This window comes from Novosphingobium oxfordense, assembly GCF_044029435.1.
Taxonomy (GTDB): domain Bacteria; phylum Pseudomonadota; class Alphaproteobacteria; order Sphingomonadales; family Sphingomonadaceae; genus Novosphingobium.
Genome location: NZ_CP147005.1, coordinates 3,293,443 through 3,309,200 on the forward strand (window position 1 = coordinate 3,293,443; position 15,758 = coordinate 3,309,200).

Annotated in this window: 20 protein-coding genes; 13 read left to right on the forward strand and 7 right to left on the reverse strand. The window is 63.4% G+C overall.

Going from position 1 to position 15,758, the window contains the following annotated elements; all coding sequences use genetic code 11:
• Positions 1 to 4: 4 nt before the first annotated feature.
• Both WBP07_RS15690 and WBP07_RS15695 read left to right on the forward strand, forming a co-directional pair.
• The gene (locus WBP07_RS15690; protein WP_395392463.1) at positions 5 to 1,591 is read left to right on the forward strand and encodes an FMN-binding glutamate synthase family protein; all 1,587 of its coding nucleotides are present in this window, start codon (positions 5 to 7) and stop codon (positions 1,589 to 1,591) included.
• 22 nt (positions 1,592 to 1,613) lie between these two features.
• The gene (locus WBP07_RS15695; protein ID WP_395392465.1) at positions 1,614 to 2,582 is read left to right on the forward strand and encodes a quinone oxidoreductase family protein; all 969 of its coding nucleotides are present in this window, start codon (positions 1,614 to 1,616) and stop codon (positions 2,580 to 2,582) included.
• 234 nt (positions 2,583 to 2,816) lie between these two features.
• Here WBP07_RS15695 and WBP07_RS15700 read toward each other — a convergent pair whose 3' ends face one another.
• The 4 genes from WBP07_RS15700 to hemE form a co-directional block, all read right to left on the reverse strand.
• Positions 2,817 to 3,491 (reverse strand): TerC family protein, encoded by a 675-nt coding sequence (locus WBP07_RS15700; protein ID WP_395395808.1) that lies wholly within the window; start codon positions 3,489 to 3,491, stop codon positions 2,817 to 2,819.
• 51 nt (positions 3,492 to 3,542) lie between these two features.
• On the reverse strand, positions 3,543 to 4,799 hold the full coding sequence (gene rho / locus WBP07_RS15705; protein ID WP_395392466.1) for a transcription termination factor Rho: 1,257 nt from the start codon (positions 4,797 to 4,799) through the stop codon (positions 3,543 to 3,545).
• Between the two features lie 214 nt (positions 4,800 to 5,013).
• Positions 5,014 to 5,457 (reverse strand): CopD family protein, encoded by a 444-nt coding sequence (locus WBP07_RS15710; protein ID WP_395392467.1) that lies wholly within the window; start codon positions 5,455 to 5,457, stop codon positions 5,014 to 5,016.
• Between the two features lie 223 nt (positions 5,458 to 5,680).
• Positions 5,681 to 6,706, reverse strand: a complete 1,026-nt coding sequence (gene hemE / locus WBP07_RS15715; RefSeq protein WP_395392469.1) for a uroporphyrinogen decarboxylase — start codon at positions 6,704 to 6,706, stop codon at positions 5,681 to 5,683.
• A gap of 347 nt (positions 6,707 to 7,053) precedes the next feature.
• Between hemE and WBP07_RS15720 the strand changes: the two genes are divergently transcribed.
• The 10 genes from WBP07_RS15720 to WBP07_RS15765 all read left to right on the forward strand — a co-directional run bounded on the left by WBP07_RS15720 (position 7,054) and on the right by WBP07_RS15765 (position 13,571).
• Positions 7,054 to 7,899: a pyruvate, water dikinase regulatory protein gene (locus tag WBP07_RS15720; RefSeq protein ID WP_395392471.1), complete on the forward strand. Its 846-nt coding sequence runs from the start codon at positions 7,054 to 7,056 to the stop codon at positions 7,897 to 7,899.
• Positions 7,900 to 7,931: 32 nt separating this feature from the next.
• Positions 7,932 to 8,540 (forward strand): Maf family protein, encoded by a 609-nt coding sequence (locus WBP07_RS15725; RefSeq protein ID WP_395392472.1) that lies wholly within the window; start codon positions 7,932 to 7,934, stop codon positions 8,538 to 8,540.
• A complete protein-coding gene (gene aroE / locus WBP07_RS15730; protein ID WP_395392473.1) occupies positions 8,537 to 9,400 on the forward strand; it encodes a shikimate dehydrogenase in 864 nt (287 codons plus the stop codon). The genes WBP07_RS15725 and aroE overlap by 4 nt, the downstream gene beginning before the upstream one ends.
• Positions 9,397 to 10,005, forward strand: coding sequence for a dephospho-CoA kinase (gene coaE, locus WBP07_RS15735; RefSeq protein WP_395392474.1), 609 nt, complete (start codon positions 9,397 to 9,399; stop codon positions 10,003 to 10,005). The genes aroE and coaE overlap by 4 nt, the downstream gene beginning before the upstream one ends.
• Before the next feature lie 50 nt (positions 10,006 to 10,055).
• On the forward strand, positions 10,056 to 10,739 hold the full coding sequence (dnaQ, locus tag WBP07_RS15740; protein WP_395392476.1) for a DNA polymerase III subunit epsilon: 684 nt from the start codon (positions 10,056 to 10,058) through the stop codon (positions 10,737 to 10,739).
• 25 nt (positions 10,740 to 10,764) lie between these two features.
• Positions 10,765 to 11,334: a ribosome hibernation-promoting factor, HPF/YfiA family gene (gene hpf / locus WBP07_RS15745; RefSeq protein ID WP_395392478.1), complete on the forward strand. Its 570-nt coding sequence runs from the start codon at positions 10,765 to 10,767 to the stop codon at positions 11,332 to 11,334.
• Positions 11,335 to 11,461: 127 nt separating this feature from the next.
• A complete protein-coding gene (locus tag WBP07_RS15750) occupies positions 11,462 to 11,923 on the forward strand; it encodes a PTS sugar transporter subunit IIA (protein ID WP_395395809.1) in 462 nt (153 codons plus the stop codon).
• Positions 11,913 to 12,398, forward strand: a complete 486-nt coding sequence (locus tag WBP07_RS15755; RefSeq protein WP_395392479.1) for a PaaI family thioesterase — start codon at positions 11,913 to 11,915, stop codon at positions 12,396 to 12,398. Before WBP07_RS15750 ends, WBP07_RS15755 begins: the two co-directional genes overlap by 11 nt.
• A gap of 1 nt (position 12,399) precedes the next feature.
• Positions 12,400 to 12,732, forward strand: a complete 333-nt coding sequence (locus WBP07_RS15760; protein WP_395392481.1) for a DUF1491 family protein — start codon at positions 12,400 to 12,402, stop codon at positions 12,730 to 12,732.
• A gap of 242 nt (positions 12,733 to 12,974) precedes the next feature.
• Positions 12,975 to 13,571 (forward strand): cell wall hydrolase, encoded by a 597-nt coding sequence (locus tag WBP07_RS15765; protein ID WP_395392483.1) that lies wholly within the window; start codon positions 12,975 to 12,977, stop codon positions 13,569 to 13,571.
• Positions 13,572 to 13,679: 108 nt separating this feature from the next.
• Here the strand turns inward: WBP07_RS15765 and xth are convergent, their stop codons facing one another.
• From xth to WBP07_RS15780, 3 genes are all read right to left on the reverse strand, one after another.
• Positions 13,680 to 14,456, reverse strand: a complete 777-nt coding sequence (xth, locus tag WBP07_RS15770; protein ID WP_395392485.1) for an exodeoxyribonuclease III — start codon at positions 14,454 to 14,456, stop codon at positions 13,680 to 13,682.
• Positions 14,453 to 14,782, reverse strand: coding sequence for an iron-sulfur cluster insertion protein ErpA (erpA, locus tag WBP07_RS15775; RefSeq protein WP_395392486.1), 330 nt, complete (start codon positions 14,780 to 14,782; stop codon positions 14,453 to 14,455). Before erpA ends, xth begins: the two co-directional genes overlap by 4 nt.
• Positions 14,783 to 14,886: 104 nt before the next feature.
• Entirely contained in the window at positions 14,887 to 15,312 is a 426-nt protein-coding gene (locus WBP07_RS15780; RefSeq protein ID WP_395392488.1) for a CBS domain-containing protein, read from the reverse strand.
• Positions 15,313 to 15,489: 177 nt separating this feature from the next.
• Between WBP07_RS15780 and WBP07_RS15785 the strand changes: the two genes are divergently transcribed.
• The gene (locus WBP07_RS15785; protein WP_395395810.1) at positions 15,490 to 15,750 is read left to right on the forward strand and encodes a hypothetical protein; all 261 of its coding nucleotides are present in this window, start codon (positions 15,490 to 15,492) and stop codon (positions 15,748 to 15,750) included.
• Positions 15,751 to 15,758: the final 8 nt, after the last annotated feature.

The window sequence follows — 15,758 nt, forward strand, 5'->3', positions numbered from 1 at the left end:
CGCGATGACCATCGCCCCGCGCTACGCCGTGCCGCTGGCGGTCGTGATTCTGACGGCCGCCTGCTGGTTCATTCCATCGTGGCGCTGGGCCTTGTGGCTCATGGTGCCGGTGCTGCTGCTGACCCTGTGGGACTTCGTGCAGGGCCGCCACGCGCTGCGACGCAACTATCCGCTGATTGCCCGCGTCCGTTGGCTGTTCGAAGACTTGCGCCCCTATCTGCGCGCCTACATCGTTGAGGGTGATCGCGAGGGGCGCCCCTTCACGGTGGAGGAGCGCAGCCTCGTCTACGCCCGCGCCAAGGGTGAGATCGATTCCCATCCGATGGGCACCGAACTGGATGTCTATTCAGACGAATACGAGTGGCTGGGCCACTCGATCGCTCCGAACGAAAAGGCGCCCAAGGACTGGCGCGTGAAGATCGGCGGTGACGCCTGCAGCAAGCCTTACGAAAGCGCCTTGCTCAATATCTCCGCCATGAGCTTCGGCTCGCTGTCCGCCAACGCGATCGAGGCGTTGAACAAGGGCGCGGCGATGGGTGGATTCGCGCATGACACGGGCGAGGGTTCGATCAGCCCCTATCACCGCAAGCATGGCGGCGACCTGATCTGGGAACTGGGCAGCGGCTATTTCGGCTGCCGCTACAAGGACGGCAAGTTCGATCCGGATCTCTTTGCCGAACAGGCGCAGGCCGATCAGGTTCGCATGGTGGAGATCAAGCTGAGTCAGGGCGCCAAGCCCGGGCACGGCGGCGTCCTGCCCGGCCCCAAGGTGACTCAGGAAATCGCCGAGACGCGCAAAGTGGAAGTGGGCAAGGACTGCCTCTCCCCCGCCGCGCATTCGGCATTCTCCACGCCGATCGAGCTACTCCAGTGGTTGGCTCAGCTACGCGAGCTGTCCGGCGGAAAGCCGGCAGGCATGAAACTCTGCGTCGGTCAGCCGCACGAGGTGATGGCGCTGATCAAGGCCATGCTGGAAACCGGAATCACCCCGGACTTCATCGTCGTCGACGGCGCCGAAGGCGGCACCGGCGCGGCACCGCAGGAATTGACCGACAATGTCGGCATGCCGCTGCGTGAAGGCCTGACGCTGATGCGCAATGCGCTGGTGGGGGCCAATCTCAAGGACAAGGTGCGGCTTGGCGCATCGGGCAAGATTCACTCGGGCGCCGGCATGGCCCGCGCTTTCGCGCTGGGTGCCGACTGGTGCAATGCCGCTCGCGCCTTCATGTTTTCGCTCGGCTGCGTGCAATCGATGAAGTGCCACACTGGTGAATGCCCGACCGGCGTCGCTACGCAAGTCGCCTGGCGACAGCGCGGTCTCGTGGTCGAGGACAAGGCCGAACGCGTCGCCCGGTTCCAGAAGGAAACATTGAAGTCGCTGCGCGAGATCGTGGTCGCCATGGGATATGACGATCCCTGGGGCCTCAGCCAGCATGACATGTACCAGCGGATCGACAGCGCGAAGGCTGGCCCGCTGGACGAAGTCTACCGCTTCCTGAAGCCCGGCGAACTGCTCGCCGATCCCGCCTCCACCCCCTACGCCCGTGCCTGGAGTGTCGCCCGTGCCGACACGTTCCGGCGCGTATTCTGATCACCGAGAGGATTCCCCCATCATGACCACCGGATACCGGATGATCGCCCGCCGCCACGGCGGCCCCGAAGTGATCGAGCGGGAGGATTTCACCGTCCCCTCCCCCGGCCCGGGCGAATTGGTGATCGAGACTGAGGCCGTCGGCCTCAATTTCATCGATACCTACTACCGCAAGGGCCTCTACCCCGATCCGCTGCCGATCAGCCTCGGTTCGGAGAGTGTGGGACGGATCATTGCCATCGGCGACGGTGTTTCCGGTTTCACGGTGGGCGATCGCGTCGGCACCACCAGTGCCGGTGGCGCCTATGCCACGCACCGACTGCTCAAGGCGGACAAGGCCATGCGGATTCCGGAAGGCATCGCCCCGGAAATCGCCGCAGCCGTCATGCTGAAGGGACTCACGGCCTGCTATCTGGCGGAAGACACCTTCCCCGCCGAGCGCGGGCATGTGGCATTGGTCCATTCGGCCGCGGGCGGTGTAGGATCGCTGCTGGTGCCCTGGCTGCTGGACAAGGGGGTCACGGTGATCGCCCACACCGGATCGGCCGAGAAGGCCGCCCAGGTTCCCGGTGAGCATTCGCTCTATTGCGATTTCAGTGACTTGCCGGAGAAGATCCGGGAAATCACGGCAGGCGCGATGTGTCATGTCGTCTATGACGGCGTCGGTGCCGATTCATGGTCCGCATCGCTGGCCTCGCTACGCCGTCGCGGGCTGATGGTGACTTATGGCAATGCCTCCGGTCCTGTCCCGGCCCTGCCCCCGCTCGACCTGATGCGCGCCGGCTCGCTCTATCTCACGCGGCCGACTCTGGCGGATTATGTCGCCACGCCCGAGGAACTGGCGATCAGCGCGAAGAAGCTATTCGACCGGATCGCCAGTGGCGTGCTCAAGCCCCGGATCGGTCAGACATTTGCGCTTCAGGACGCCGCTGAAGCGCATCGGGCGCTGGAATCGAGGGCAACCACCGGTTCCACGGTTCTGGTACCCTGAGACGCGCCAGCGGCCGTTTATCTAGGCATTCCCGTCGCCTCCAACCCGTCATCCCGCGAAGGCGAGGATCCCGCTTGCTCTTGCTATCGGGGCGCGAAGGAAGCGGGGCCCCGCCTTCGCGGGGGCGACGATGAACGTAACGGCAAGCACAGGGTGCGTATCTAGTTCTTCGCAACAGAAAAGGGCCCGGAAGCCGAAGCCTCCGGGCCCTTTTCTATTTCACGCACCAGCCAATCACATCAGGGTGATGATGCCCAGCTGCGGGTCGGTCCACCCTTCGTAGATCATCTTCGTCGCCACGTAGAGGATCACGGCAAGCCCGATCCAGGCGATCCAGCGATAGCGTTCGATGTAGCGGGCAATGAAATTCGCCGCCACGCCCATCAGCGCCACTGCAAAGATCAGACCGACGATCAGAATGCCAGGATGGTCACGCGCCGCGCCGGCCACGCCCAGAACGTTGTCGATCGACATCGAGATGTCGGCCACCGCCACCGAAAGCGCCGCTCCTGCGAAGCTCTTGGCCGGACGGACGCCCGAATTGTCGTCTCCCTCGATTTCCGGAGAACCGACGTGGTCGCCGCCCCGAATCTCGCGGTACATCTTCCACGCAACCCACAGCAGCAGCAGGCCGCCCGCGAAGATCAGGCCGACAAGGCCCAGCAGCCACGTCACCACCAGTGCGAAGGCGATGCGCAGCACCAGTGCCGCGATCACGCCGATGGCGATGACCTTCTTGCGCTGGTCCGCCGGCAGCCCCGCTGCCAGTGCACCGACGACGATGGCGTTGTCGCCCGCCAGCACCACGTCGATCATCAGGACCTGGAGGAACGCCGACATGGCTGCCGGCGTCCCCAGGTTCGAGAAATCGTTGACAATGTGCTGCCAGATTTCCGCCGGGCCACCCATGGAAGAGGTGGCGACAAGCGTATCGAGAATGCTCAAGCCCCCGAGCCCCTCTTACTGGTTCATCGTGGCGAAGAAGTCCTCGTTGGTCTTAGAGTCCTTCATCTTGTCGAGCAGGAACTCCATCGCATCGACGGTACCCATCTGCATGAGGATGCGGCGCAGCACCCACATCTTGGTGAGCTGATCCTTCGGAACCAGCAGCTCTTCCTTGCGGGTGCCGGACTTGCCGACGTCCAGTGCCGGGAAGATGCGCTTGTCGGCCACCTTGCGATCCAGGACGATTTCCGAGTTACCGGTGCCCTTGAACTCTTCGAAGATGACTTCGTCCATGCGGCTGCCGGTATCGATCAGGGCCGTGGCGATGATGGAGAGCGAACCGCCCTCCTCGATGTTGCGCGCGGCGCCGAAGAAGCGCTTGGGGCGCTGCAGGGCGTTGGCGTCCACACCGCCGGTCAGCACCTTGCCCGAGCTGGGCACCACGGTGTTGTAGGCGCGGCCAAGGCGGGTGATCGAGTCCAGCAGGATCACGACGTCGCGCTTGTGCTCGACCAGGCGCTTGGCCTTCTCGATCACCATTTCGGCGACCTGGACGTGGCGCTGCGCGGGTTCGTCGAAGGTGGAGGAAATGACCTCGCCCTTCACCGAACGCTGCATGTCGGTGACTTCTTCCGGACGCTCGTCGACGAGCAGCACGAGAAGGAAGACTTCCGGATGGTTGTCGGTGATGGCCTTGGCCATGTTCTGGAGCAGCACGGTCTTACCGGTGCGCGGCGGCGCCACGATCAGGGCGCGCTGGCCCTTGCCCTGCGGCGAGATGAGGTCGATCACGCGGGCCGACTTGTCCTTGACCGTGGGGTCCAGGCTGTCGAGCTTCAGGCGCTGATCGGGATAGAGCGGCGTCAGGTTGTCGAAGTTGACGCGGTGGCGCACCACGTCCGGATCGTCGAAGTTGACGCTAATGAGCTTGGTGATGGCGAAGTAGCGCTCGCCGTCCTTGGGCGCGCGGATTTCGCCTTCCACGGTGTCACCCGTGCGCAGGCCCCATTTGCGGACCTGGTTGGGCGAAACGTAGATGTCGTCCGGGCCGGCAAGGTAGTTCGCCTCGGGGCTGCGCAGGAAGCCGAAGCCGTCCGGCAGAACCTCGATCGTGCCCTGACCGATGATTTCCTCACCGTCTTCGGCCACTTCCTTGAGGATGGCGAACATCAGGTCCTGGCGGCGCAGCGTGGAAGCGCCTTCTACGCCAAGTTCCTCTGCCATTTCGACCAGCTCGGCCGATGATTTCTTCTTGAGTTCTTTAAGATGCATTTTTTCTGAATTCCGGATGGAAAATGGGTGTCGGCCGGCGGGATCATTGGGCTTGGGGAAAGCGGATCCGGGCAGGAGAATGGGCTCACCGCCCTATGCCGGAACAAGGCTCAGATAGGGATTGCGCGGCCTTCGGTCAACGCACGTTCCACAAGCCGGACGCAGCCTGCGCCAAGCCGATACTTTTGCGATTACCGGAGTCGGGGAGACTCGATCAGAACGGCTTGACGACTGCCAGCACCACGATGACCGCGGCGGCAAGCCCGGGAATCTCGTTCAACAGGCGAAGCTGCTTCCCGGTCAGCGTGCGCTCACCCTTGGCCAGCTTCTTCGCATAGCCCACGAGCCAGCCGTGATAGCCGGAAAGACCCAGCACGAACAACAGCTTGGCATGAAGCCAGCCCTGGCTCCAGGCATCGATCGAGAAGGCGGTGGCGATGCCGAAGATCCACACCATGATCAGCGACGGCGTCAGGATGATCTTGCGCAGCTTGGCCTCGCGATCGATCCAGCGCGCCGCCTCTGCCGAGCCGGGTTCCGCTTCCTGATGATAGACGAAATAGCGCGGCAGCATGAACAGCCCGGCCATCCAGAAGATCACGAAAATGACATGTCCGGCCTTGAGCCAGAGATAGAGCATGGAAAGCGTTTCCTGCATCGGCGTACGACGTCTCGTTGGAGCGGAGAGATTCTCCTGCACGCTTGATCGGCCCGGTTCAAGGTGATTCCAATGGACATTTTGTCCTCCCCGGCGCGGGGAGGTGGCAGTCGCGAAGCGACAGACGGAGGGGATTGGCGTCCTCATGCCGCCTTTGCGTAAACCGCGAGTCCCCTCCACCACCCTTCAGGCGGTCGCCCTCCCCGTATCGGGGAGGCGGGGTTTACCGCGACCAGCCGCGCACGATGGCCAGAAGCGCCTCAACGTTCTCGATCGGCGTGAACTGGCCGATTCCGTGGCCCAGGTTGAATACATGCGGCCGGTCCGCGAAAGCGTCCAGCACGCGCAGGGTCTGGCTCTCGAGTTCCGCCTCGCCTGCCAGCAGGAGCAGCGGATCGAGATTCCCCTGCACCGGCATGCCCTGCGGCAATTCGCGCGCGGCCCAGATGGGGTCTATCGTTTCATCGATTCCGACCGCGTCCACCCCGGTCTCGCGGGCGTAAGCGGGAAGTTTTTCGCCCGATCCCTTGGGGAAGCCGATGATCGGAGTCTCCGGATGGCGCGCCTTCACCGCTTCGACGATGGCCGCATTGGGCGCGATCACCCATTGCTCGAACTGAGCGGGCGAAAGCGAGCCCGCCCATGAATCGAACAACTGCACGGCCTCAGCCCCGGCTTGAATCTGGCCACTGAGATATTCGACAGTCACCCCCACGATAGCCTGAATGATCTCCTGAAACGCCGCAGGGTCGCGATAGGCCATTGCCCGCGTCTCATGCTGGTCCCGACTACCTTCGCCCGCACACATGTACGTAGCGACCGTCCAGGGGCTTCCTGCGAAGCCCAGCATGGTCTTGTCCGCATCGAGGGCAAATCGAACCTTGCGCACCGTCTCGTAAATCGGAGTCAGCCGTTCGGGCACGGCGGAGAGTCCGCTCAAAGCACTGTCGACAAGGCGCGGAGTCAGCTTCGGGCCTTCGCCGGCCAGGAACTGCAGGTCCTGCCCCATCGCGTAGGGCACGATCAGAATGTCGGAGAACAGGATTGCGCCGTCGAATCCGAAACGACGGATCGGTTGAATCGTAATCTCGGCAGCGGCGTCGGTATCGTAGACGAGCGCGAGGAATCCGCCCTTTTCGGCGCGCAGGGCGCGATATTCGGGAAGGTAGCGTCCAGCCTGGCGCATCAGCCAGATTGGGCGCCTGCTCGTGTTCGTTTTGCGCAGGGTGTCGAGAAGAAGGCCAGGCATCGAGATTCAGGTCCAGTCCAAAAAAATAAGATTCTTAAAAGGTTGATAGAGTCTGTTGGCCCTGTGGATATCGGGGACGATTGAACCCTGCCCGATTTATCCCGGGCTGAACAGGTTCAAGAGTCAGCTGCGACTCTCGGATGAGTCTGAGTCAAAGACTCTTTATCCCTGTTACCCACAGGCTGTGGGGCGGATTTGAATCTTGTTTAAGAATCGCCCCATTGAATCGGTTCAACGGGGAGGAAAACGGCCTCTTGAGTTGTCACCGTATCCATCCCGTGGTTTATGCCGGGACATATCCACAGGCCCCCTGTGGAACCCTCTGAAAACCCCGGAAAAGGCCGAATATGGCGCGATTTCACCTGCATCTTCTCTCGGATTCCACTGGCGAAACGCTGGAGATGATCGCCAAGGCCGCCCTCGCCCAGTTCGATGATTCAGACGTGCTGCGGCACTTCTGGCCGATGGTGCGTTCGCAGCAGCATCTCGACCGGATCATGGGCGAGATCGCGGCCAATCCCGGCCTCGTGTTCTTCACTTTGGTGAATGAGGAAACGCGCGGGCGATTGGAAGAACGCTGCCAGCAACTGGGCTTGCCGGCGATTGCCGTGCTCGATGGGGTGACAGATGCGCTGGAAGCGCTGCTGGGCCAGGAAGCCAAGGGCCGTCCCGGCCGCCAGCATCGGCTGGACGATGCCTACTTCGCGCGCGTCGATGCGATTCAGTTCACCATCGCCCATGACGACGGCATCGCCTGGGAAGATTGGGAAGAGGCCGATATCGTGCTGGCGGGCGTGTCGCGCACCAGCAAGACGCCGACTTCGATCTATCTCGCCAATCGCGGTTACAAGGTGGCCAATATCCCGATCGTGGTGGAAAGTCCGCCGCCGTCGATCCTGTTCGGGTTGAAGCGGCCGATGGTCGTGGGCCTCACCACCGCGCCGGACCGATTGATTCAAATCCGCCGAAATCGTCTGCTTTCGCTCAGCCAGTCGCCCGATACGGACTATGTGAAGGCCGAAAGGGTGGAGAACGAGCTGAAATATGCGCGCCGCATGTTCGCGGACAATTCCTGGCCGGTGATCGACGTGACGCGCCGCTCGATCGAGGAAACCGCCGCCGCCATCATCAATCTCTATAACGAGCGCAAGGCCGCCGGTCCGCAGGACAAGGATGTCGGCGGACCCGTTTGAATCTCAACCTTTCTGAATCCCGGGAATTTACGATGATCGTCCTTGCGTCCCAAAGCGCATCGCGCCGCGCCATGCTGGAAGCGGCCGCGATTCCGTTCCGCACCCAGCCCGCCCATGTCGATGAACGCGCGATCGAAGCCGGGCTTGTCGGCGCCGCGCCTGCAGAAATTGCGCTGGAACTGGCCAAGGCCAAGGCTCTGGCGGTTTCGCGGGCGGTTTCGGAGGCCGTTTTGGCCGAAACGCCCGGCGAATTGGTGCTGGGCAGTGACTCGTTGGTCGAATGCGGCGGCCGCCGTTTCGACAAGCCGGGCAGCCGCGAAGCCGCGGCCGAGCATCTGCGCTTCTTCTCCGGCAAAGTGATGAATCTCCACAGCGCTGCGGCACTGGCGCGCGATGGCGAGATCGTCTGGGCCGAAGACGCCGTGGCGTCACTGCACGTGATCACCATGTCGGACGCCTTCATCGAACACTATCTCGATGCCGAATGGCCCGAAGTGGCCGGCTGCGTCGGCGTGTTCCGGATCGAGGCACGCGGCGTGCAGCTTTTCGAGGCGGTCGAGGGCGACTATTTCACCATCCTCGGCATGCCGCTGTTGAAAGTGCAGGCGGCGCTGCGCCGTCTGGGAGAGATCGAACAATGAGGCAGCCGTATGCTGAAGTGATCGGTGACCCCATCGCCCAGTCCAAGTCGCCAGTGATTCACGGGTTCTGGCTGGAGAAGCTGGGGATCGAGGGGCGGTACGACCGCCACCAGGTCAGCACCGAGGGGCTTGCCGATTATCTCGCCGCGCGGCGGGCCGATCCGGACTGGCGCGGCTGCAATGTGACGATGCCGCACAAGCTGGCGATCCTGCCGCTGCTCGACCGGCTGGACCCGCTGGCGGAAAAGATCGGCGCGGTGAATACGGTTGTGCGCGAGGCCGATGGCACGCTGACCGGCTATAACACCGATGCGCCGGGCTTCCTGGAACCGCTGGAATCGCGGCTGGCGGAGACTCACTTGTTCCGCATGGCTCGTGTGCTCGGTACCGGCGGCGCGGCGCGGGCGATCGTCGCGGCGCTGGCGGAGCGCGGCTTCGTGATCGTGCTGGCGGGTCGTGACCCCGACAAGGCGCAGACGATGCTGGACGAACTGACGGCTCAGGATGATCACCACGCGATTCATCTCGGCCATTTCGAAGCGCCGACCGATTTCGCTTTCGACGATCGCGAGCAGTGCTTCGACGTGATCGTCAACGCCAGCCCGCTGGGGATGACCGGACAGGACGCGCTGGCTTTCGATTTCAGCCATGCCCCGCCGAAAAGCGTGGTCTACGACATCGTCACCAGCCCGCGTGATACCGCCTTCCTGCAGGCCGCGCGCGCCGCGGGGTTCGAGACGGTGGACGGGCTGGCGATGCTGATCGGCCAGGCGGACCATGCTTTCCGCCGCTTCTTCGGCGCTGAACCGCCGCGCGACGCGGCGGATGACGCCGAACTGCGCGCGCGACTGGAAGCATGAATCGGCCCCGGATCGGCCCGAAGATTCTGGGCCTCACCGGCTCGATCGGCATGGGCAAGTCCACCGTGGCGGCGATGCTGCGCGATCTGGGCGTGCCGGTGTTCGATGCCGACGCTGCCGTCCACCAACTTCAGGGGCCGGGAGGCGCGCTGCTGGATTCGATCGAGGCGGCTTTTCCCGGCACTACCGGGGAGAGCGGCGTCGACCGCGCGAAACTGGGTGCCGCCGTCTTCGGGAATCGAGAGGCGCTGGGCCGACTCGAATCGATCGTCCACCCGGCCGTGGGGGCGATGCGGCGCGCATTTCTACGGGATAATGCGGATTCGCCGCTGGTCGTCTTCGATATTCCCCTGCTCTACGAAAAAGGGGGGCATGAGGGGCTCGACGGGGTGGCCGTGGTCTCCGCCCCGGCGGATGTGCAACGCCAGCGCGTATTGGCGCGGCCGGGCATGAGCGCGGAAAAATTCGAACAGATTCTGGCGCTTCAGGTGCCCGATGCCGAAAAGCGGCAGCGGGCGGACTTCGTCATCGATACCGGAACGTCGCTTGCAGAGACCCGGGACGAGGTGGAGCGCATCGTGGCTGCGTTGGGCCTCCAGGAATAATCCGCGCCGGGGCCTTGCGATCCCGCTTCGGCAGGCAGATATGAGTTTAGATGCGAGAGATCATATTCGATACCGAAACCACGGGATTCGACCCTAAGACCGGGGACCGACTGGTCGAAATCGGCTGCATCGAAATGGTCAACCGGGTGCTCACCGGCCGCAGCTACCACGCCTATTTCAACCCCGAACGCACGATGCCGGCAGAGGCGGAGGCCGTTCACGGCCTGTCCGACGCGTTCCTGGCCGACAAGCCGCTGTTCGCCGCAGGCGCGCAGGACTTCCTCGATTTCATCGAGGACAGCCCGATGGTCGCGCACAATGCCGGGTTCGACTTCAACTTCATCAATCACGAACTGGGCCTGCTGGGCCTGGCCGCGGTCGACAAGTCGCGCATGGTCGATACCGTGGCGCTGGCGAAAGTGCGCCATCCGGGCGCCAAGCTTTCGCTGGACGCGCTTTGCACGCGTTACGGAATTGATCGAAGTCATCGTACCAAGCACGGCGCGCTTCTAGACGCGGAACTGCTGGCGCAGGTCTACGTTGAACTGCGCGGTGGTCGCCAGATCGGTCTCGAACTGATGGCCGAAACAACCGAGATCGTGGTGGAAGCCAAAGTCCTTACCCGAAAGGACCGCCCCTTCCGCCAGCCGCGTCCCCACGCGGCTACCGCAGAGGAACTCGTCATCCATGCCGAGTTCCTCAAGTCGGTCGATACCCCGCTCTGGGGTGACTGATACAATAGCAGAGGAGTATTCGCTCATGGACATCCGCGTCTCAGGTCACCAGGTCGAAACCGGTGAGGCCCTGCAGGTTCACGCCAGCGAGCGACTGACGGTGATCATAGACAAGTACTTCAACCGTGCGTTGTCGTCACATGTCACGTTCGGACGCGCGCCGGCTGGGGCTTTCCGCTGCGATATCATCATGCATGTGATGCAGAACCTGGTGCTCAAGGCCACCGGGATGGCGCAGGACGCGCACCTTGCGCTCGACCAGGCGTCGGAGAAGATCGACAAGCAGTTGCGGCGCTACAAGCGGCGGCTGAAGGATCGGCACGAACAGACGGCCCATGCCGCCGCCGTCGAGGAAGCCGCCTACATCATCTTCGAAGAGCCGCAGGCCGAAGCCGAAGACGAACTGGATGCGGATGCACCCGTCGTCATCGCGGAGACCCGCGTGGACGTTCCCGAGGCCACCGTTTCGGATGCGGTGATGATGCTCGACTTGCGCAATACCACTGCGCTCCTGTTCAAAAACGCTGGCACTGGCCGGCATAATATGGTTTACCGCCGCGGCGACGGTTCGATTGGCTGGGTCGAACCGCACTGACGCCGACAGCAGCGTCAACCGGCGCCTGCACTTCTGATCGGAGGAGAGTAAGCAGCCCCCGGACCTACCGGGGGTTGCGAGCGTTTAGGCATTGGAAACCGATCTGAGACCAGAACCAGAAAACGAAATGAGCAGTCTTTTCAACCTTCTGCCCGATGCCGTCACGACGGCCAGCGGGGATACCAAGGCGTCCATCCTGGGACGTCTCGCCGGGATTTTTTCCGACGTCTACGGACTCGATGGCGAGACCGTGCTCAAGCGCGTGCTCGAAAGGGAAGCGCTGGGCAGCACTGGATTCGGGCGTCGCATCGCGATTCCCCATGCCCGTCTTCCCGGGCTGAATCGGCCTGTGGCAGTGTTCATTCGCCTCGATTCGCCGGTGGAATTCGATTCCGCCGATGGTCAGCCCGTGGATATCGTGTTCGGCCTCCTCTCGCCTGAGGGCGCGGGTGCGACCCATCTTCACGCGCTTGCCGCTATCTCGCGGATGATGCGCGACGAGCGCATGCACGAAGCGCTGATCGAGGCGCCCGGCGCCGAGGCGCTCTACAGCCTGCTTAGCAACGTCATCGACCGCGATGCAGCCTGACGCATCCATTGCGGGCGGCGCCGATACCAGCGGCGCCGCCCTGCACTGGCGTGCGCTTGAAGGTCTCTACGCCTCGGCACCGATCAACGGCCTGTTCGCCTCGCGCCTGGAAGTTCCCGGTGAGGGATTGGCGAGGATCACCTTCGACGTCGCGCCGGACTGCTTTCACGCCGCGGGCGCCGCGCATGGCACGATCTACTTCAAGATGTTGGACGATGCGGCCTTCTACGCGGCCAATACGCTCGTCACGGATCGGTTCCTGTTGACGACTTCGTTCAACCTCCTGCTCAGCAAGCCGATCAAGGGCGGCACGATCGTTGCCGAAGGGCGCTGGGTCAGTGGCCGCCGCCGTGTTCTGGTGGCGGAATCGCGCCTGATCGATGAGGATGGCGACGAAGTGGGGCGCGGTACCGGCACTTTCATGCGTTCGCGCATCGCCCTTTCCGGCCTGCCCGGATACGCCGGAGCGTTCTGACATGGACGGCCGCCTGCCCGCGCATCTTGAAGTTTCCGCCCTCATCCGCGCTGCCGAGTCAGAGGGCGGGTTTGGCATGGTTATACAAAAAGGTGAACGCGACGCCGGAACGATCCTTGTCGTTCTGCTCGAAAACGGGCGCGACGGGCGGGTTTACGAACGGATGCCGCAACTGGACGGCACCCGCGCCTGGACCTGCTCCAGGCGAGAGGAAATGGCCGATTCGCTGGCCTTTTCCGACTACATCCAGAAGCGCCGCGGCCAGGATCGCGATCTTTGGGTGGTTGAACTGGACGTCGCAAGACCCGAACGGCTCATCGGCCTTGGGGCATAAACGCGGTTGACTTGCACGTCCTGCAAGTTAATGGCCCCTTCACACACGCGCAGGCGGTCGGGCAGCAATAAGGCATGCTCGGCTAGCACGCAGACGGGGGATCGTCGGCAGATCGTGTGAACGTAAACGCCCTATAAGGCGATGCGTTCCCATCTGCGTCGGACTGGTTCACCGCCTTTGAACAAGAGTAAATGCGAAGCAAAGTGCAATTGGCAAGCATGGTCGCGCTTGCCGCTACGGTCATGACCGCTCTTCTTGGCGCACAGGGTTCGGGCGCCGCCGCTATTCAACCGGTTCCGGTTGCGGCAAAATCGAACACCGCGACGGCATTCGTTTCCACGCCGGTCGTCCAGTCCCTCCCCAACGATGGGGACGCAGCGACGGACAACCAGGCTGATGATGCCGCGCAGAACGATACGCAGGACGCCGATTCCCTTGCCGAGCTGGTTGCAATGCAGCCCAGCAGCGGTTCGGTCGACAGTGAGATGCGCTGCCTTGCCGGCGCGATCTATTTCGAAGCCCGTGGCGAAACGCAGGAAGGCCAGCTTGCTGTCGGCCGCGTGATCATCAATCGCTCCGAATCCGGCCGCTTCCCCGCCAGCTATTGCGGCGTGGTCTACCAGCCCGGCCAGTTCTCCTTCGTGCAGGGCAAGCATATGCCCAGCATCCGCGAAGCTTCGGCCGACTGGCGCGAAGCTCTCGCCATCGCCCGTATCGCGGTGGAGGAAAGCTGGAAGAGCCCGGCGGAAGACGCCCTCTACTTCCACGCCAAGCGCGTCTCGCCTAAGTGGCGCCTGACCCGCGTTGCGCAGGTGGACGATCACATCTTCTATCGTTGAGGATTTGATGGCGGGCTTCTGCCCGCTGCCGCTTCGCAAAAGAGAACGGGGTCTGGAGCGACATGCTCCAGACCCCGTTTCTTTGTCTCTACTTGATCCCGGCTGTGGTCAGTCGCGCAGCTGCACCCAGACCGGCGTGTGGTCGCTGGCCTTCTCGCGCCCGCGATAGGCCTTGTCGACGCCGCAAGTCTCCAGCCGGTCCGCCAGTTCGGGCGAGAGCAGCGCATGGTCGATCCGAAAGCCGTGATCGCGCTGCCAGGCTCCGGCCTGATAGTCCCAGAACGTCCAGACGCCGCCGCGCGGGTTGTGCGTGGCGATCGCGTCGGTCCAGCCGTCGCCCAGCAGGCGGAAATAGGCATCGCGCGATTCCGGCTGCATCAGCGCGTCCGCCGCCATGGCGGGCGGCGACCAGACGTCCTGATCGGTGGGAATCACGTTGAAGTCGCCCGTGACGATCGCCGGAACTTCCTCTGCCCGGATCGCGGCCATGCGCTGGCGCAGGCGGTTCATCCAGCGCAGCTTGTAGTCGAACTTGGGGCCGGGCACCGGATTGCCGTTGGGCAGGTAGATGCAGACCACGCGCAGGCCGAAGACATCCGCCTCCAGATAGCGCGAATGCTCATCCTCCGGCTCACCCTCCAGCCCGCGCTGGATTTCCACCGGCTTCACTCCGTCCGCCAGGATGGCAACGCCGTTGAAGCCTTTCTGGCCATGCCAGATGCCCTGGTATCCGATCTTCTCGAATTCCGCGATCGGGAAGCCTTCGTCCTGGCTCTTGATCTCCTGCAGGCAGGCGACCGAGGGGCGGGTTTCCTCCAGCCATTCGAGCAGGCGGGGCAGGCGTGCCTTGACCCCGTTGATGTTGAACGTGGCGATCTTTTTCATACGGAGAAGCTGGATCCGCACCCGCAGCCAGCGGCGGCATTGGGATTTTCGACCCGGAAGGCGGCGCCGCCCAGCGATTCGACGTAATCGACCACGCAGCCGCTCACCAGATCGAGGCTGATGGAATCGACCACGAGGCGCACGCCGTCGGTCTCTGCCACAGCGTCGTCGGATTCAGGGGCATCGGCCAGGCCGAACTTGTATTGGAAGCCCGAACAGCCGCCGCCTTCCACCGAAAGGCGCAGGATCGCGGGCTTGCCCTGCTTGTCGGCAATCGCGGCGACGCGCGCCGCAGCCGAAGGGCTGAGTGTGACGGTTTGTTCCATGCCTGCGATGTAGGCTTCGCGGTCCCTCGCGGCAAGGTGGCGAGAGGGTGTGGCCACCCTTTCGCGCTCCGCCTTGATACCCTCAGCCCTTGCGTAATCAGCGCTTAGGCCATCTGGATATAGTCGCGCATGGCGGCGGCTTCGGATTCCACCTTGTCGATGCGGTACTTCACCAGATCGCCGATCGAGACGAACCCGACCATCCGGCCATTCTCCACCACCGGCAAGTGGCGGATGCGGCGGCGAGTCATCAGCGCCAGCGCGCTGAGCACGGGAGTGGAAGGCTCCACCGTCACGGGCGGAGAGGTCATGACATCGGCCACCGATTTCTTCAGCATTTCGGGGCCGGATTCATGCAGCCGGTAGATCACGTCGCGTTCGGAAAAGATGCCGACCAGCTGGTCGCCGTCCAGAATCGGCAGCGCGCCGATCCGGCGTTCGGCCAGGATACCGGCCGCCGCGCCAACGGCGGTATCGATCTGGCAGGTCTGGACGGGCCCACGGCCCTCGATAATCCGCGCAATCGTCATTGTCGCTCTCTCCCCTTATTGGCCCCTCTTGGGTTGGCCCCCTATGCCTGCCCTCATCTGCGTGGTTCGGGATCGAAGGATATCATAGCGCAGCGGGCCCCGCCACTTCGTCCGAATGCCCGGGTAGATTCGCGGGATTCGCTTGCGGGGCTGCGAGCAAAGGCCCAAATGGGCCGCATGTTCCCGCGCTCGCCCCTTGAAGATCCCGAGAAGGCCGCCCACGCCTGGGCGCGCTATCGGCGGATCATGGCCTATATGATGACGATCACGGTCGGCCTCGTGCTGACTTCCGTGATTCTACTCTATCGTTCGAACGGGACGATTTCCGTCCACGCCTACATTGCGACTGCGCTATGCGTCGCCTTCACGATGCTGCTGGCGTCTGCGCTGATGGGGCTGGCGTTCCTGTCCAGCGGCGACGATTGGAAGGGGAAGTAAGGGCGCGG

What these genes read in the sequence shown, in the direction of transcription:
- hemE (WP_395392469.1), bottom strand. Translation starts at nt 6,706, where the DNA reads ATGCCTGGCCTTCTTCTCGACACCCTGCGCAAAACGAACACGAGCAGG.
- WBP07_RS15760 (WP_395392481.1), top strand. Translation starts at nt 12,400, where the DNA reads ATGGACGGCCGCCTGCCCGCGCATCTTGAAGTTTCCGCCCTCATCCGC.
- WBP07_RS15765 (WP_395392483.1), top strand. Translation starts at nt 12,975, where the DNA reads ATGACCGCTCTTCTTGGCGCACAGGGTTCGGGCGCCGCCGCTATTCAA.
- WBP07_RS15690 (WP_395392463.1), top strand. Translation starts at nt 5, where the DNA reads ATGACCATCGCCCCGCGCTACGCCGTGCCGCTGGCGGTCGTGATTCTG.
- WBP07_RS15785 (WP_395395810.1), top strand. Translation starts at nt 15,490, where the DNA reads ATGTTCCCGCGCTCGCCCCTTGAAGATCCCGAGAAGGCCGCCCACGCC.
- xth (WP_395392485.1), bottom strand. Translation starts at nt 14,456, where the DNA reads ATGAAAAAGATCGCCACGTTCAACATCAACGGGGTCAAGGCACGCCTG.
- aroE (WP_395392473.1), top strand. Translation starts at nt 8,537, where the DNA reads ATGAGGCAGCCGTATGCTGAAGTGATCGGTGACCCCATCGCCCAGTCC.
- WBP07_RS15700 (WP_395395808.1), bottom strand. Translation starts at nt 3,491, where the DNA reads ATGGGTGGCCCGGCGGAAATCTGGCAGCACATTGTCAACGATTTCTCG.
- WBP07_RS15720 (WP_395392471.1), top strand. Translation starts at nt 7,054, where the DNA reads ATGGCGCGATTTCACCTGCATCTTCTCTCGGATTCCACTGGCGAAACG.
- WBP07_RS15695 (WP_395392465.1), top strand. Translation starts at nt 1,614, where the DNA reads ATGACCACCGGATACCGGATGATCGCCCGCCGCCACGGCGGCCCCGAA.
- WBP07_RS15725 (WP_395392472.1), top strand. Translation starts at nt 7,932, where the DNA reads ATGATCGTCCTTGCGTCCCAAAGCGCATCGCGCCGCGCCATGCTGGAA.
- coaE (WP_395392474.1), top strand. Translation starts at nt 9,397, where the DNA reads ATGAATCGGCCCCGGATCGGCCCGAAGATTCTGGGCCTCACCGGCTCG.
- hpf (WP_395392478.1), top strand. Translation starts at nt 10,765, where the DNA reads ATGGACATCCGCGTCTCAGGTCACCAGGTCGAAACCGGTGAGGCCCTG.
- WBP07_RS15750 (WP_395395809.1), top strand. Translation starts at nt 11,462, where the DNA reads ATGAGCAGTCTTTTCAACCTTCTGCCCGATGCCGTCACGACGGCCAGC.
- WBP07_RS15755 (WP_395392479.1), top strand. Translation starts at nt 11,913, where the DNA reads ATGCAGCCTGACGCATCCATTGCGGGCGGCGCCGATACCAGCGGCGCC.
- dnaQ (WP_395392476.1), top strand. Translation starts at nt 10,056, where the DNA reads ATGCGAGAGATCATATTCGATACCGAAACCACGGGATTCGACCCTAAG.
- rho (WP_395392466.1), bottom strand. Translation starts at nt 4,799, where the DNA reads ATGCATCTTAAAGAACTCAAGAAGAAATCATCGGCCGAGCTGGTCGAA.
- WBP07_RS15780 (WP_395392488.1), bottom strand. Translation starts at nt 15,312, where the DNA reads ATGACGATTGCGCGGATTATCGAGGGCCGTGGGCCCGTCCAGACCTGC.
- erpA (WP_395392486.1), bottom strand. Translation starts at nt 14,782, where the DNA reads ATGGAACAAACCGTCACACTCAGCCCTTCGGCTGCGGCGCGCGTCGCC.
- WBP07_RS15710 (WP_395392467.1), bottom strand. Translation starts at nt 5,457, where the DNA reads ATGCAGGAAACGCTTTCCATGCTCTATCTCTGGCTCAAGGCCGGACAT.